The following is a 14,147-nucleotide window of genomic DNA, read 5'->3' on the forward strand; positions in this document are numbered from 1 at the left end:
TAGTGAAAGAAGACCAGTTATAAGGAAAAGGACAGGTGCCGACTGTTTATGGCGGCTTAAAAGGGAAGTCGGTGTGATTCCGACGCGGTCCCGCCACTGTGATGGTAGCAAACTGCACACATGTCACTGTTTTTCGGAACGGGAAGGCGCAGGGAGCGATGACCATTAGCCAGGAGACCTGCCTGTTCGTTGACTGCCGCCAGTACCTACGAGGATGGGGAGGTGAGTCAGGGGCGTCCTGTTGCTTATTTGCTGATCGGGACAGCGATCCAGTCGTGGACACAAGCGCATCCTCCAAGGATGTGTTTTTTATTTTTATCGGCGGATTTGGTGGGAGGACCAGAGAAAGGTCGACATGGGGGACTCCGTCAATTGCCCTCGGGTTAGGGTCGGGTCAGGGGGCCCGCCTGCGTGTAGGTGGATCCAACGGTGTGCAGCGGCTGCTGATGGAGGGGTCGGCTAACAAGTGTCTCCGTGGCTGAAGAGCGAGATGGATGAGGTCGCCTTTAAACGCCATCATGGCACTTTTCACACAGTTCAGGTATGACCTTGCGTTGCCGCATAGATCCGCTTTGGTCCGACACCGTTCGCAAACACGGATGCCGGTGGATGTGGAAGCCCTGGAATCCACTCGGGAGGGGAGCGGGCGATGGCCGGCCCGGTTTCCCGGTCCCCTGTAACCGCGTGGGATGGATGATGAGAAGAGGAAAAGGAGGGCGTTGAATGGAACAAAATCCGCCCCGGTTGATTGTGGCCGGGACTGGAAGCGGTGTGGGTAAAACTACGGTAACCTTGGGATTGCTGGCAGCGATGAAGCGGCGGGGGATTGCTGTGCAGGCATACAAGGCGGGGCCCGATTACATCGATCCGGGGTTTCACAGTGCGGTGACCGGGCGGTCCTCCCGCAATCTGGATAGCTGGATGTTGGGGAAAGATGGAATGCGGGAGGTGTTCCTGCGGGGCGCATCTAAGGCGGAGGTGTGCGTCGTTGAAGGGGTGATGGGCCTTTTCGACGGCGAAGCCCCTGATAGGAACGACGGCAGTACAGCGGAGATCGCCGCGGAATTAAACACCCCGGTGGTGTTGGTGACGGACGCCAGTGGAGCAGCCCGCAGCGCAGCGGCAGTCGTGCGGGGGTTCCAGGTTTTCGATCCCGCGGTGGAGATCGGTGGCGTGATCTTAAACCGGGTGGGCAGTGAAGGTCACGCTCAGATGCTAAAAACGGCGATTGAGCAGGAGTGTGACATTCCCGTTTTGGGGGCGCTCCCCTGGGACGAATCCCGCCTCCTGCCGGAACGGCATCTGGGACTGATTCCAGCTTGGGAGCAGGGTCAAAGGAATCGGTGGCTGAAACAGGTGACGGATCGAGTGGAGTCGAACATCGATCTGGATCGCTTGCTGTCCTTAGCCCGACAGAAAACTCCGGTGTCGATGCCGGAAGCGTGTCGTTATCCACGTCCGCGCCGGGATGAGCAGGGCCCGGTGATCGCCGTGGCCAAGGATGAAGCCTTTCACTTTTATTACGAAGAAAATTTGGAACTGCTCCGTTATTATGGTGCCCATCTTCATATGTTCAGTCCGCTTCAAGGGGAGGATCTGCCAGAAGCGATCGATGGGCTTTATCTCGGTGGAGGGTTTCCTGAGGAGTTTGCCGAAAGGCTATCCCGCCAGACCCGGCTGATGGACTTTCTGCGGGACCGGATCCAATCAGGGTTACCCACTTATGCTGAAGGTGGAGGGTTCATGTTTTTGTGTGACTCTTTAACCGATCGGCACGGGGAACGGTATGCCATGGTCGGCGTGATTCCGGCACAGGTGGAGATGAGCTCCCGCCTTGCCGCGATGGGTTACCGGGAGGTGTGTGCGAAGAGGGATTCGTTGTTGCTGGCGAAGGGGGAGACGGCCCGTGGACATGAATTTCATTACTCTCGATTGTCCACCCCGCCGGAATGGGAGCCGCTCTACAGCAGCCGGGGATCCTTCGGTAGCGGTGGCGAAGGCTACGGTCACGACCGTTTGTTGGCTTCCTACACCCATCTTCACTTCCTTTCCCAGCCGAGCATGGCCCGGCGATGGGTGGAGATTTGTCGAGCATATAAGAGGGAGCGAACCGGTTTTTCACCATAAACAAGAGGATGGTGACAGATTTGATCAAGGTTTCCCGTTGACCGTATCATTCCTACAGAGAATCCGGAACCCTCTACCGACGGCATCGGGGTGAAACTTCACTCTTCGGCTCCCGTGAGATAATCATCCACAGAACGACCAACCATGGAGAAGGGGAGCGATTGATTGTTACAGGGTACCTACCGAATTCATAAAAAGCCGCGGCAGTCGGAAGTGGATGACCGCCAGGTCCGAGGAATGGGGGGATAGGGATGGAAAAAAGGCTGATGTTACAAGGGACGGGCTCCGATGTGGGTAAAAGTGTTTTGGCCACGGCTTTCTGCCGGCTGTTTCGGCGGGAAGGCTGGTCCGTGGTTCCCTTCAAATCGCAAAACATGGCCCTCAATTCCTATGTAACCCGGGACGGGAAAGAGATCGGCCGCGCTCAAGGGGTACAGGCGGAAGCCTGTGGGGTGGAGGCGACAGCGGATATGAACCCGATCCTGATCAAGCCCTCCGGTGAGTCCCGCTCCCAGATCGTCCTTCGGGGGCGATCCCACGAAGAGATGGATGCCCGTTCCTATCGGGAGGATTTTCATCAGGAGGCATGGTCGATCATTTTAGACTCCTGCCGGCGTCTGCAGCAGCAGGCGGAGGTGATGGTGATCGAGGGGGCCGGCAGTCCGGTGGAGATCAATTTGAAGGATCGGGAAATGGTGAATATGAGCCTGGCCAAAAGGCTTGACGCTCCTGTTCTGCTGGTGGCGGATATCGACCGGGGCGGCGTGTTTGCCCAGATTGTAGGGACGATGGAACTTTTGGAACCGGAGGAGAAACAGCGGGTAATCGGTTTTTTGATCAATAAATTTCGCGGGGATCCCTCCCTGCTGGAGCCTGGCCTATGTTGGCTGGAGAAGCGGACTGGCAAGCCGGTGCTGGGTGTCATCCCCTTCTTGCCGGATATCGACATCGAGGCGGAGGATTCCGTCACCCTGGGTAGTCGCCGGCAACCGGAAAGCGGGAAGGACCGCATTCGGATTGCGGTGATCCGCCATCCTCACATCTCCAATTTTACCGACCTTGACGCCCTCGAAGGAGAGCCTGATGTCGAGCTGGTCTATGTAAACCGTACCGAACACCTGGGATCACCGGATGCGATCATCCTCCCCGGCAGCAAAAACACCTTGGCGGATTGGCTCTATTGGGTGGAGAAGAAGCTGCCGGAAGCCATTCGCAACCAGATGGCGAAGGGGGCCCGGTTGGTGGGGATCTGCGGAGGATTTCAGATGATGGGTCAACAGATGAGGGATCCCGAGGGGGTGGAGTCGGAACATGAGGAAGCGGAGGGATTAGGCGTTTTCCCCTTGGTTACCCGCTTCTCCTCCGAAAAAAGGACCCTCCGGGTGAAGGGAAGGGTCGCTGTCCGGCATTCAGCCTGGAAAAGGTTGTTTGGGACGACAGTGAAAGGGTACGAGATTCATATGGGGAATTCCCGCATCCTTGCACCTGAAGAAGGGGAGCCCTTGCTCCGGGTGACAGCTGATGGGGAGGCGGAAAGGGAGGAGGGTCGGATCACCGCCGACGGCCGTCACTGGGGAACATATCTCCACGGCATTTTTGATAACGACGCCTTCCGAAGAGACTGGCTCGATGATATCCGGCGAGAAAAGGGATGGAGCCCGGTGGAGAAAACCACCTCTTTTCGGGACCGACGGGAGGCCGCCTTTGACCGCCTGGCGGATCATGTCCGCGACCATGTCGATCTGAAACGGCTGTATCAATACCTGGGATGGTGCAGCGGGACGAGTCACTCTACAAGACCTTATCCAGGTGCTGACGGAATCCAGTAGGAATTGTTTGATGTGGGGAGCGACCTGGCCGTGATCAAGGAAAAACGCCCGTATAAAATCACGGCGGAACATGTGGAACGCTTGGAACCTTGGGGACCGTTATTGGCAACTAGCTCCCACGGTGAAAAAATTTATCCTGCCCGGCGGAACCCCGATCGCCTCCAGTCTTCACATCCGCCGAACGGTGGTCCGCCGGGCGGTCACAATGACTTTGAACGATGAAATCAATCACGAAGCCCCCGATATCTGAACCGCCTGTCGGATCTGTTTTTCGCCATGGCCCGTGCCACCAATGCCCGGGAAAAACGGGAAGATATTCAGTACGAACGGGGACGTGAGGTGTTCAAGAACCGTTTCCGCAAGGAAATATTGAAGGAACGCTATTACAAGCTATCTCTCATTTATGACGAAGCCCCGCGCCAAAAAAGGCCAGGGCTTTTTTCTCGATCGATTGAATCGGACGAAGGTATTTATTTCTGCAATCGGTATATAGCTGGTCGGAGACCTTTCAAACTGATTTCGAACCACTCCTGACAATCGAGAGAATTTCGATCAGCCGCACGGCGGAGCAAGGAGCCTTCTTCTGTCAGAAAAATGGCGATTCCGCCGGGTTTCAATACTCTGGACGTCTCCCTTATCAACTGATCGTACAGTTCTCCCAGTTCGCTGCGATTCCCCGTTTGACGACCAAAGGGGAGATTGCTGACAAACTTACTTGCATAACCGCGATCCAGCGGGAGTTGTCTGGCATCCCATCTCTGAACCCCGGGATAAACCCCCTCCCCCAGATTACTTCTGGCAGTGCGAACCGCCGTTTCTGAAAGATCTCCCCCCCTAATTTCAGTGAAGGGATAATTCAGTCGTTCCGAGAGGATCGTACCCGATCCGCAACAGGGATCGACAAATAAATCCGTCGCCGCAGGGGAGGAACACCAGACCAGGGCATGAGCGACCGTCGGTCGAAGAGCAGCGGGAGAAAACAAACGGTTCCTGCCCCTGTATCGAAAAGAGGAGTCGGTCAAACGAAGGGAAAACACCGCTTGATCCCCATCCAGATCCAGTCGGAACTCCAGAGAATGATGGTGTGCGGTCCCCTGGGTCCATCCAGGATAACGGCTGGCGATACCCCGCATCGCTGCTTCAGCTGCTTCAAACCGACTGTAGGTATGCTTTCCTCTCCGGCTTGCATTGACAAAATAGCCTTCCTCGAATCCCTCTTTCGTTTTCGCAAATGAAAGATCAAAGGTCGCCACCCGTTCTTCTATTTGCGATAAATGCCTTTTATGGGGCCCCACAGAAAATTGACCGATGAAAAGGTATAGATGATCGACGGTTTTCAACTGAAAATGATGATCCGTTGGTAGATAAGACTCAAAAAAAACTTTTCCGCGCGATGTCGATAGCAATCGATCTTTGGGAAATTTTTGCTGAATTTCATCGACAGCGATATCCTCCAGTCCCGGCAGAACAGTGGCCATATATCGGGTGGACTTCATTGACTTCTCCTCCAATTTCACTGGCATTACGTGCAGGCTGTCTATTTGAACGCGGAAGGTTTGGAAAGCAACCAATGGGCCTTTTTGTTCATTACTTACAAATGTAGCCGCAAGAAAAAGCCCTTAAAACATCCATTAAGAACACGGCTATCTTATTACATTTAGTAGATGCTTATCAAATATGATTTCGATTGTCGATTTTTATCTAACGATGATGAGACGACAACTAGACGAATCAAGCAAAATCAGTAACTAGAATGATTAGCGACACGACTGCATCCAACGGTTCCAGTTGCTACGGGGAGCAGCTAAAAGCCTGCAAAATAGGTTCTCAGTCAATTTTACATTTATAGAAAAGTATCCGGTAAGAGGTGCTCAAGTGGATCTGACTGTTATCGCCTTTGGCGCCGGCGGCCAGGAGGGTGATGGAATCTGTCTCCCTCCAACAATTCTTTAGCCAAGGTTCGGTATGACTGATAGCTTCCTCCTTCGTCACCTTCTGCAGTTTGTTCATTGCCAATCGTTGTTTCCCTTCAGTTCACAGTTTCTACGATGAACCTTCCCATCTTATCAGACAGGAGACAAAGGAAGAGCATTTTTAGCAAGTGGCCGCTTAGTTGATTAACTTGCCTAATTGCGTGTAAAATCTGAATAGAATGCACAATGGATAAGCGGAAAGGGAGTGAAGCGGATGGAACCGGTGTGGCGCAACACAATTGGGGATCTGATTCATAGAAGTGCGAGGCGAAATCCAGAACAGGTCGCTTTACATTTTGCCAACCGACGTTGGACCTATCGGGAATTAGATGAAGCATCCAATCGGTTGGCTCGCCAGTTGCTGGGAGCAGGGTTGGAGAAAGGGGATCGGGTGGCCGCTTATGGGCGCAACTCCGATGGCTATCTTCTTCTCTGGTTGGCAGCGGCTAAGGCGGGGTTGGTCCATGTTCCGGTCAATTATGCTCTGAAGGGAGAGGAGCTGGCCTACATCATCAAGCAGTCCGGCAGCCGGGCTCTCTTTTGCGATCCGGGATTGGCCGCCGAGGTGGAGGCGGTCCGGGACCGGCTGCAGCTGGAGGTTGTCGGATCCCTACGGGACGGAGAGGATTTGGATACGTTGCGACTGGCCCAAAAAGGCCCGGCGGAACCTCCCGCGGTGGAGCTGGAGGATACGGATTTGGTTCAGCTTTTGTACACCTCTGGCACCACCTCTGCTCCCAAGGGGGCGATGATGACCCATCGGTCCCTGATCTACGAGTATATCAGCTCGATTCAGGCCCTGGACTTCCAAGGGGAGGATGTTCCGCTTCATGCCCTGCCTTTATACCACTCGGCTCAGATGCATGTTTTTCTCATGCCGTATCTCATCCTGGGTGCGACCAACCGGCTGTTGGAAACTCCCGATCCGGAGACGATCCTGAGGGTAGTGAAGGAAGAGGGGATCACCAGCTTTTTTGCCCCGCCCACGGTTTGGATCTCTCTGTTGAATCACCCCGCTTTTCAGGTCGACTCCCTTCGCAAAGGATATTACGGCGCCTCCATCATGCCGGTGCCGGTATTGGAAAAGTTGCGTCAAGCGGCGCCGGACCTGGACCTGTACAACTGTTTCGGCCAATCGGAGATCGGGCCCCTGGCTACTGTGTTGCGTCCGGAAGCCCATCGGGATCGTCCCGATTCAGCAGGCCGACCGGTCCTGTTTGTAGAGATGCGGGTGGTGGATGATGAGATGCGGGATGTTGAGCCGGGTGGCATCGGTGAAATTTTGTACCGCTCTCCCCAACTTTGCCAAGGGTACTGGGACAAGCCCGAGGAGACGGAACAAGCCTTTGAAGAAGGTTGGTTTCATTCCGGGGATTTGGCCCGGATCGATGAGGAGGGATACATCTACATCGTCGACCGCAAACGGGATGTGATCAACACCGGCGGGGTCCTGGTCGCCTCCCGGGATGTGGAAGAGGCTATCTATCCCCATCCTGCCGTCAAAGAAGTGGCGGTGATCTCCACACCGGATCCCAAGTGGATCGAAGCGGTCACCGCCATCGTCGTGCTTAAAGAAGGAGAACAGCTGGAGGAAGCCGAGCTGATCCATTTCGCCAGAGAGAGGCTGGCCGCCCACAAAGTCCCGAAACGGGTTCACTTCCTAGACGATCTGCCCCGCAACGCATCGGGCAAAATTCTGAAGCGACAGCTGCGGGAAGCCTATGCGGGGGTGAAGAGGTAATCACAAAAAACCGCCGACCGGCTGGACGGTCAGCGGTTTTTTGTGGGTGTAAGCCCACGGTTTGATAATAGACGAAACCAGCCCAAAACACAGGCGATGAAATATCGCATGATATAATAATCATTTTAGGTGAAAAGTTATTGGTTGAAGCAACGTAAGCCTAATTGGAAAACGGACCGCAAATCATGCGGTCCGTTTACTTTTATAGGTTTTATCTACCCGTTTTCACCTCACCTGGCCGGAGCCGAGCACGTGATACTTGTACGAGGTGAGCTCTTTGAGTCCCATTGGGCCGCGGGCGTGCAGCTTTTGGGTGCTGATGCCGATTTCGGCACCGAAACCGAACTGGGATCCATCGGTGAAGCGGGTGGAGGCGTTGTGGTAGACGGCGGCGGCATCGACTCCTTGGAGGAAGCGGCGAGCGATGTCGTCGTTTTCGGTGATGATGGCTTCCGAGTGGCGGGTCCCGTAGCGATCGATATGCTCCATCGCCTCCTCCGCCGAATCCACCACCTTAACAGCCAATACCCGGTCCAGATATTCCGTCTCCCAGTCCGTTTCATCGGCAAGAGCAGCTTCGGGAAACTGCTCCCGGGTGCGGGAGCAGCCCCGGATTTCCACCTGGTGTTCGCCCAGAGCGTGACAGAGGCGGCGTAGGTGTTCCTTCGCCCAATCTTGGTGGACGAGGAGGGTTTCGGTGGCGTTACAGACGCCGGGGCGGTCGGTTTTTCCGTTGATGACAATCGTTTGCGCTATCTGCGGATCGGCGGAGCGATCGATGTAGATGTGGCAGTTACCTACACCGGTTTCCAGCACCGGAACGGTGGATTCCCGCACCACCCGCTGGATGAGGCCGGATCCACCCCGGGGGATGATCACGTCGATCCCATCCTTCAGGGTCAACATTTCTTGTACCGCATCCCGGTTGAGATCTTCTACTAACCCGATCGCTTCCGGCGGCAAGGAAGTGTCGGATAAGGCCTCCTGCATCACCTGGACCAACGTGATATTGGAGCGGAAGGCGGAGGAAGAGCCTCGGAGCAGGATGGCGTTCCCCGTTTTTAGCGCAAGACCGGCGGCGTCCACGGTGACATTGGGACGGGCTTCATAAATCATACCGATGACACCGAGGGGCACCCGCACTTTTTGGATCCGCAGCCCGTTCTTCCGATGAATTGTCTCCAATTCCTCCCCTACTGGATCCGGCAACTCTATTAACTCTTCCAGTCCCCGAGCCATACCATCCAGACGCTCATCAGTCAGTTTCAGCCGGTCCATCAGCGCCGTGGACAGATCGGCTTGTTCCCCGGCGCGGAGATCTTCACGGTTTTGTTCCAGAATCTCCTTTTTGCGATCCCGAAGGGCGCGGGCGATGGTCTTTAAAGCCTTGTTTTTTTCCTCCGGTGTGAGGATGGCCAATCTCTTGGCGGCTCCTTTGGCCGCTTTCGCTTTTTGCCGCACATCACTCATGTTTTCCTTCTCCTTTCCCAGCTTGAGGTTCGAGGTTCTGATTTAAGGGCTGTTGTTTGACAGGGACCCAATCGTCCCGATGAATCACTTCCTCGGGATGGTGGGGGGCGATCCGAGCGGCTTCCTCTGTTTGCAGGCCTTTCACTTGCTGAAGCAGGGGGGAGGAATAACGACAAAGGCCGCGACCCAGGGAACGATCATCCGGTCCGATCACCTCCACCAGTTCTCCGGAATCGAAGGGACCGTGGACGGAGACGATCCCGCAAGGCAACAGACTCCCGCCTGCTTCTAATAAGGCTCTGGCGGCGCCAGCATCCACGGTAACCCGACCGCGGGGGCGAGAGTGGGAGGAGATCCATTGTTCCTTGCGACTGATCCGGTGGGGGATGGCGTCGATATAGGTGCCGCTGCCGTCACCTTGGACCGTTTTCTTCATCCAGCCGATCTGTTCGCCGGTGGTCCCGATATAGACTTGGACCCCGGTTTGGGAGGCTTTTTGGGCGGCGAGCAGTTTGGAACGCATCCCTCCGCTGCCTAGGCTGGATTTGCTGTCATCTATACGGGAGAGAAGGGTTTCGTCAATCCGATGCAAATGGCGGATCTTTTCCGCATCGGGCTGCGTAGTCGGGTTGGCGGTATAGAGACCGTCGGTGTTGGTGACCAACAAGAGCCACTTGGCTTGCAGCAAGCCAGCTACCAGCGCGGCCAGGGTATCGTTGTCTCCCCACTGGATCTCATCGACGGCGACAGAGTCGTTTTCGTTGACAATCGGAACACAGTCCCGTTCCAGCAGGTAGTTTAAGGTGTTGAGGGCGTTTAAAAAACGGGTTCGATCGTCGAAATCCCCTCGGGTGAGCAGCACTTGGGCGCAGGAGGTGCCCGATGCGGCAAAAGCTTCCCGGTAACGCTGCACCAGCTGTCCCTGCCCCACGGCGGCGGCCGCTTGCTTCCCGGCGAGGGTGCGGGGGCGTTGTTTAAGCCCCAGCTCGTGGAAGCCGGCGGCGATGGCTCCTGACGAGACCAACACCACCCGATATCCCGCCTGCTTCAGTTGCACCAGGGAGTCTGCGTGGCGTTGGAGGCGGGCGGTATTTAGTCGGCCGGATTCGTCGGTTAAAGAGGATGTTCCGATTTTGACTATGATGGTTTCCTGGTCCAATGCTGACACCTCTGTATTTGCAAATAAAAGAAGAACCCTCTCTTCCATAAAAGGACGAAAGAGAGGGTTCTTCCGCGGTACCACCTTTATTGGCACATGATGTGCCCGTCTCGTACCGGAATAACGGCCGGGGCCGGTTCGGCTTGGTCGCCGTCCGCTGCTGGAGGTGGGTTAGGGCGGGCATCCCGACGGAACCTTACAGCCTGTGGATTCCGCTCTCTGATCGGTAAGCCGGCCTTACTGGCCTCCGTCATCGCGTTTGCAAAACGAGTCCGTTTTCGTTGCTATTATTATGCACGGGTCCCGTGGTTCTGTCAATGTGCTCTTTTTGAGTCCAGATCCGGAATCGTCCAATCAATCTCACGATGCCCCGCTGCTCTCAACGCACGGTTAATCGCCGAAAAGGGCCGGCTGCCAAAGAAGCCTCGCCTGGCGGACAAAGGGGAGGGGTGGGCCGATTCGATCACCGTGTGCCTCTCGGTGTCGATCCATTTCTTCTTCTTTTTTGCCGGATTTCCCCACAGCACAAAAACCACTGGATCCTCCTTTTGATTGACTTTACGGATGATGGCGTCAGTAAAGGTTTCCCACCCCTTGTTCTTGTGGGAGTGAGGTTGATGGGCGCGGACAGTCAATACCGTATTCAGCATCAATACCCCCTGCCGTGCCCAAGAGGTGAGGTGACCGTGTTTGGGAATGGAAATCCCCACATCCGCCTGTAACTCTTTAAATATGTTTTTTAATGAAGGGGGCAAGGGAACACCGGGACGGACGGAGAAGGAGAGGCCGTGGGCTTGTCCCTCCCTGTGATAGGGATCCTGTCCCAATAACAGGACCTTCACCTGTTGGTAGGGAGTGAGCGCTAGGGCGGAAAAAAGGTCCTCCTCCGGGGGAAATACGGGATGTTGTCTTCTCTCCGACTGCAAAAAGTGGTACAGTTCCCTCATATAAGGTTGCTCCAGTTCATCGGACATGACCGTTTTCCAGTCATTGGGCAATGAAAAGGCCAATGGACGTCGCCTCCGTCGGATGGTGATTCATCTTTTCTTCCGAGACTGTACCACGGTTTGTTCCCCGTGGAAAGGAGTGGGGTGAAAAAAGGCTTTTCCCATCTAAAAAACGAATTGGATAACCATTACGGTCACCTTTAAGGAAGGAAGGGAAAGTTTGTGTATGACCGCCTGACGGAAGAGTTGGCCCGGAAGTACGGTCTGCCGCTGAAACAGACGGAACAGATCGTCAAACATGCCCGTGATCGACTACACGCCGAAGCATTGTGTCAATCGAAAAAAGAGCCCGTCCACCGCTGCCCGGGGTGTTCGATGACCTGGTATCAAGTCACCTTTTCTTTCACCTGCCCCCGTTGCGGGAGGAGCATCAATCCCTCCCCTATCGAAAAATGATAGACAGTAGAATGAATGACCCCCCTTTCTTTTCTAGAGATGAATCATTCAGACTTGTATGATGGTTGTGAAGGCTTGCTTCAATCAATCCAACTTCCAGGAGGAGTGCAACCAATGACAGATGTGTATATTGTAAGTGGTGCCCGCACCCCCTTCGGCACCTTCGGAGGATCTTTTGTCGACGTATCTGCCGAGGAGTTGGGGGTGACCGCGGCGAAAGGGACGATCCACCGGGCGAGCGTAGAGGCGTCCCGTGTAGACAACGTGGTTTTCGGCAATGTGATTCAAACCCATCGCGGAGCTCCCTACCTGGCCCGGCACATCGCCCTGCAGGCGGGAGTGCCCATCGAAAGCCCGGCGCTGACTGTCAACCGCCTCTGCGGTTCCGGTATGCAGGCGGTGGTCTCCGCTGCCCAGTCGATCCAGCTGGGAGAGTCGGAGCTGGGGCTGGCCGGTGGGGCGGAAAACATGAGCCAGGCCCCCTATGTCTTGCGTAAAGCCCGCTGGGGGATGAAGATGGGGGACGGGCAGCTAGCCGACACCTTATCCGAAACCCTCAGCGATAAGCAGTGCGGGTTAGGGATGGGATTGACGGCGGAAAACCTGGCAGAACAATACGCCATTTCCCGGGAGGAGCAGGATCAGTTCGCGCTCCGAAGCCAACAGCGAGCGCTGGCCGCCCGGGAATCGGACCGCTTCGCAGAAGAGATTGTACCGGTGACGGTCCGGAGCAAAAGAGGGACGAAACAAGTGGACCGGGACGAGCATATCCGTCCGGAAACGACCCTGGAAGGTCTGTCCAAACTGAAGCCCGCTTTTAAAAAGGAGGGTACCGTCTCCCCCGGCAACTCCAGCGGTATCAACGACGGAGCGGCCAGCCTGCTCTTGGCGTCAGAACAGGCGACCCAGCGGCAGGACGTCCAACCCCTCGGCCGCATCCTCAGCTGGGCGGTGTGCGGCGTCGATCCGACGATCATGGGGATCGGTCCCGCACCCGCCAGCCGTCTCGCCTTGAAACGGGCGGATTTGGATCTGGAAATGATCGATTTGGTGGAAATCAATGAAGCCTTCGCCGCCCAATACCTGGCGGTGGAAAAGGATCTGGGGCTAAACCGGGAGATCGTCAACGTAAATGGCGGAGCCATCGCCCTCGGCCATCCCGTGGGAGCGAGTGGGGCCCGCATTCTGTTAACCCTTTTGTACGAATTGAAACGGCAGGGCAAAAAATACGGGCTGGCTTCCCTCTGCATCGGTGGCGGACAGGGGATCGCTATGGTCGTGGAAGCCGTTTAAATATCAGAGTCATCAGCAGAGGAGGGATTCCATGATCGAATCAGAGATCAAGGTTCGCTTTTGTGAAACCGATGCCTTGGGCCACGTCAACAACACCAGTTATTTTGTCTACTTGGAACAGGCGCGGGTGGAATTTTTCGAGGAATTGGGTGCTCCCATGGGCATGTCGGAATGGCCCTTTATCCTGGGGCATATCAGCTGCGATTTTCTGCGGCAGGTGTACTTCAACCAGAGGTTAAAAGTCCGCACCGGCATCAGCCACATCGGGAACAAAAGTTTCCGCCTTGGGCAGGAGCTCCTGGACGCTGACAGCGGTGTCCCTGTGGGCCGCTCGGAGTCGGTCATGGTTTATTTCGACTTCGAGAAGCAACAAAGTATTCCCATCCCCGATGATTGGGTGAAGAAGCTGAAAGCCCACCAGGTGGAGCCGATGGAAAACCGATAACAAGGAGAAGGACCCCGACTTTCCCTGGGGAGGGTCGGGGTCTCCTTGATCATCGATGGCGTCTGCCATGTGGTGATGGTTACCCTTTTGCAGAGGAAAGGAGCTGGCATCTGAAATGTTTAGTGAACGAGTCAGGGAAGATGTGGATCTCAAGTGGCTGGAGCCTCATCATGCTTGGGAGCTGTATCGGTTGGTGGATGTGAACCGGGATCACCTGAATCCTTGGTTGCCCTTTGTCGATGGAACGTGTTCCCCGAAGGATACGGAGGATTTCATCCGAGGAGCGATCAGGGGATTGTCTGAGGGAAGGGAGGCTCATTTTGGCATTTGGGCCCATGGTAAACTCGCCGGGGTGACCGGTGCCAATACCATCAATCAGCAAAACCAGACAGCCGTGATCGGTTACTGGCTGGGAAAGGATGTTGAGGGGCGCGGGATCATAACAGCCGCCGTCAGCCGCCTCTTGGATGATCTGGTGCAGGAGCGAGGCCTTCACCGGATCGAGGCCCGCTGTGCCGCAGGGAATAACAGAAGCCGCCGTGTGATGGAGCGACTCGGCATGCGCCATGAAGGAACCCTGAAACAGGGAGATCTCCTGGCTGATGGTCGCTGGGATGATTGTCTCGTGTATGGGATTCTGGCTTCTGAGTGGAAAGATCAAAAATGATCTTTGGAATAGGTTTAGTCGAACAGGAGTCCTGGATATT

Annotated in this window: 13 protein-coding genes and 1 riboswitch; of the genes, 8 read left to right on the forward strand and 5 right to left on the reverse strand. The window is 55.5% G+C overall.

Annotated features, from left to right (window positions below; genetic code table 11):
- The first annotated feature begins 16 nt into the window (after positions 1-16).
- A riboswitch (cobalamin riboswitch) is annotated at positions 17-200 on the forward strand.
- Between the two features lie 523 nt (positions 201-723).
- From BLP91_RS02790 to BLP91_RS02800, 3 genes are all read left to right on the forward strand, one after another.
- Positions 724-2,127, forward strand: a complete 1,404-nt coding sequence (locus tag BLP91_RS02790; protein ID WP_091566458.1) for a cobyrinic acid a,c-diamide synthase CobB — start codon at positions 724-726, stop codon at positions 2,125-2,127.
- Between the two features lie 251 nt (positions 2,128-2,378).
- Positions 2,379-3,956 carry a cobyric acid synthase gene (locus BLP91_RS02795; RefSeq protein WP_091566460.1) on the forward strand — a complete coding sequence of 526 codons (1,578 nt, stop codon included), beginning with the start codon at positions 2,379-2,381 and terminating at the stop codon, positions 3,954-3,956.
- 70 nt (positions 3,957-4,026) lie between these two features.
- Positions 4,027-4,206: an ATP:cob(I)alamin adenosyltransferase gene (locus BLP91_RS02800; protein WP_091566462.1), complete on the forward strand. Its 180-nt coding sequence runs from the start codon at positions 4,027-4,029 to the stop codon at positions 4,204-4,206.
- A 220-nt stretch (positions 4,207-4,426) separates the two neighbouring features.
- On the opposite strand, the gene BLP91_RS02805 is transcribed toward BLP91_RS02800, so the two are convergent.
- Together BLP91_RS02805 and BLP91_RS02810 are read right to left on the reverse strand one after the other, a co-directional pair.
- Positions 4,427-5,452, reverse strand: a complete 1,026-nt coding sequence (locus tag BLP91_RS02805; RefSeq protein WP_176757783.1) for a methyltransferase domain-containing protein — start codon at positions 5,450-5,452, stop codon at positions 4,427-4,429.
- 331 nt (positions 5,453-5,783) lie between these two features.
- Entirely contained in the window at positions 5,784-5,972 is a 189-nt protein-coding gene (locus BLP91_RS02810) for a hypothetical protein (RefSeq protein WP_091566466.1), read from the reverse strand.
- A 171-nt stretch (positions 5,973-6,143) separates the two neighbouring features.
- Between BLP91_RS02810 and BLP91_RS02815 the strand changes: the two genes are divergently transcribed.
- The gene (locus tag BLP91_RS02815) at positions 6,144-7,670 is read left to right on the forward strand and encodes an acyl-CoA synthetase (protein WP_091566468.1); all 1,527 of its coding nucleotides are present in this window, start codon (positions 6,144-6,146) and stop codon (positions 7,668-7,670) included.
- 225 nt (positions 7,671-7,895) lie between these two features.
- Here the strand turns inward: BLP91_RS02815 and BLP91_RS02820 are convergent, their stop codons facing one another.
- The 3 genes from BLP91_RS02820 to BLP91_RS02830 all read right to left on the reverse strand — a co-directional run bounded on the left by BLP91_RS02820 (position 7,896) and on the right by BLP91_RS02830 (position 11,309).
- Entirely contained in the window at positions 7,896-9,140 is a 1,245-nt protein-coding gene (locus BLP91_RS02820) for a glutamate-5-semialdehyde dehydrogenase (RefSeq protein ID WP_091566470.1), read from the reverse strand.
- Complete coding sequence (gene proB / locus BLP91_RS02825) at positions 9,133-10,299, reverse strand: glutamate 5-kinase (RefSeq protein WP_245662060.1); 1,167 nt, start codon at positions 10,297-10,299, stop codon at positions 9,133-9,135. Before proB ends, BLP91_RS02820 begins: the two co-directional genes overlap by 8 nt.
- Positions 10,300-10,613: 314 nt before the next feature.
- Positions 10,614-11,309, reverse strand: coding sequence for a uracil-DNA glycosylase (locus tag BLP91_RS02830; protein WP_091566474.1), 696 nt, complete (start codon positions 11,307-11,309; stop codon positions 10,614-10,616).
- Between the two features lie 159 nt (positions 11,310-11,468).
- Between BLP91_RS02830 and BLP91_RS02835 the strand changes: the two genes are divergently transcribed.
- From BLP91_RS02835 to BLP91_RS02850, 4 genes are all read left to right on the forward strand, one after another.
- Positions 11,469-11,702, forward strand: coding sequence for a hypothetical protein (locus BLP91_RS02835; protein ID WP_091566476.1), 234 nt, complete (start codon positions 11,469-11,471; stop codon positions 11,700-11,702).
- Positions 11,703-11,816: 114 nt separating this feature from the next.
- Entirely contained in the window at positions 11,817-12,995 is a 1,179-nt protein-coding gene (locus tag BLP91_RS02840) for an acetyl-CoA C-acetyltransferase (protein ID WP_091566477.1), read from the forward strand.
- 31 nt (positions 12,996-13,026) lie between these two features.
- On the forward strand, positions 13,027-13,440 hold the full coding sequence (locus BLP91_RS02845) for an acyl-CoA thioesterase (RefSeq protein ID WP_091566479.1): 414 nt from the start codon (positions 13,027-13,029) through the stop codon (positions 13,438-13,440).
- A gap of 115 nt (positions 13,441-13,555) precedes the next feature.
- Positions 13,556-14,107, forward strand: a complete 552-nt coding sequence (locus BLP91_RS02850; RefSeq protein WP_091566481.1) for a GNAT family N-acetyltransferase — start codon at positions 13,556-13,558, stop codon at positions 14,105-14,107.
- Positions 14,108-14,147: the final 40 nt, after the last annotated feature.

Source organism: Melghirimyces thermohalophilus (assembly GCF_900102685.1).
Classification (GTDB): domain Bacteria; phylum Bacillota; class Bacilli; order Thermoactinomycetales; family DSM-45169; genus Melghirimyces; species Melghirimyces thermohalophilus.